1 rRNA gene is annotated in these 1,351 nt (G+C 52.9%); it reads left to right on the top strand.

The features are described from left to right. Nucleotides 1-198: 198 nt before the first annotated feature. Nucleotides 199-1,351: ribosomal RNA gene (locus DU490_RS16935) — 23S ribosomal RNA — on the top strand; the annotation flags it as partial.

The raw sequence follows: 1,351 nt of genomic DNA, 5'->3' as shown, positions 1-1,351 counted from the left end.
TTACCTGATCGGATCCGCAGTCATAAGCCATCATCGTCAAACGATGCCCGGTTTATGACTGTCGATTGACAGTCTGCTCTTTAACAATGTGAATCATGCTGACAAGTTCTTCCTGAAAGGGAAGGACAACGTGATACGTCTCAAGCGTATCCGGCAATTGTCGTGAGTAATCGCGGACCAGACCCTTTCGGGTTATATGGTCAAGCGATTAAGCGCATACGGTGGATGCCTAGGCAGCCAGAGGCGATGAAAGACGTGGAAGCCTGCGATAAGGCTCGGCGAGGTGGCAAACGACCTGTGACCCGGGCATTTCTGAATGGGGAAACCCACCCAGCACCAGCTGGGTATCCCACACTGAATACATAGGTGTTGGGAGGCGAACCGGGGGAACTGAAACATCTAAGTACCCCGAGGAAAAGAAATCAACCGAGATTCCCCTAGTAGCGGCGAGCGAACGGGGACCAGCCCTTAAGCGTGTGACTGATTAGACGAACGAGCTGGGAAGCTCGGCCATAGTGGGTGATAGCCCCGTAGTCGAAAATCTGATCACGTGAAATCGAGTAGGTCGGGGCACGAGAAACCTTGACTGAACATGGGGGGACCATCCTCCAAGGCTAAATACTCCTGGCTGACCGATAGTGAACCAGTACCGTGAGGGAAAGGCGAAAAGAACCCCGGAGAGGGGAGTGAAATAGATCCTGAAACCGTATGCGTACAAGCAGTGGGAGCAGACATGTTCTGTGACCGCGTACCTTTTGTATAATGGGTCAGCGACTTATATTCAGTGGCGAGCTTAACCGTATAGGGGAGGCGTAGCGAAAGCGAGTCTTAACTGGGCGACCAGTCGCTGGATATAGACCCGAAACCGGGCGATCTATCCATGAGCAGGTTGAAGGTTGAGTAACATCAACTGGAGGACCGAACCAGGATCTGTTGAAAAAGATTTGGATGACTTGTGGATCGGAGTGAAAGGCTAATCAAGCCCGGAGATAGCTGGTTCTCCTCGAAAGCTATTTAGGTAGCGCCTCACGTATCACCGCCGGGGGTAGAGCACTGTTTCGGCTAGGGGGTCATCCCGACTTACCAACCCGAGGCAAACTCCGAATACCGGTGAGTGCAAGCGTGGGAGACACACGGCGGGTGCTAACGTCCGTCGTGAAAAGGGAAACAACCCAGACCGTCAGCTAAGGTCCCGAAATCCTGGTTAAGTGGGAAACGATGTGGGAAGGCTCAGACAGCTAGGAGGTTGGCTTAGAAGCAGCCATCCTTTAAAGAAAGCGTAATAGCTCACTAGTCGAGTCGGCCTGCGCGGAAGATGTAACGGGGCTAAACCAGGTACCGAAGCTACGGG

Source organism: Halomonas sp. DQ26W, assembly GCF_003339685.1.
Taxonomy (GTDB): Bacteria; Pseudomonadota; Gammaproteobacteria; order Pseudomonadales; family Halomonadaceae; genus Halomonas.
This window is presented reverse-complemented; position numbering and strand designations above follow the sequence as displayed.